This window comes from Acetomicrobium sp. S15 = DSM 107314, assembly GCF_016125955.1.
GTDB classification, from domain to species: Bacteria; Synergistota; Synergistia; order Synergistales; family Thermosynergistaceae; genus Thermosynergistes; species Thermosynergistes pyruvativorans.
The window spans coordinates 1-302 of record NZ_JADEVE010000181.1; the positions used below are offsets into that span (position 1 = coordinate 1).

Here is a 302-nt window from a genome sequence, read left to right on the forward strand (position 1 = left end):
TGGAATTGCTTCCGCCCCCCACGCAAGCAACGAGGAGGTTGGGAAGCCTCCCCTCTTTCTTTAAAATCTGTTCCTTGGTCTCGTCTCCTATCACCCTTTGAAAGTCTCTGACTATCGTATTTGCCCCGTTGAACTCTATAAAATTGAAGCCCCCGAAGGCGGCGGCATACTGGTCTTGTTTGCCGCCGCGAATATGAATCCCAAAAAGATCACAAGCCATGTGCGGCGGAAGGGCCCGATAGGGGTGCTCCCGAAAGCGAGCATCTGGACGGAGAAGATTACCATTAGGAGGCCGAGCTGGG

General features: G+C 53.6%; 1 pseudogene. It reads right to left on the reverse strand.

The window, feature by feature from the left end:
* Positions 1–302: pseudogene (locus EZM41_RS04710) on the reverse strand (hypothetical protein); the annotation flags it as partial.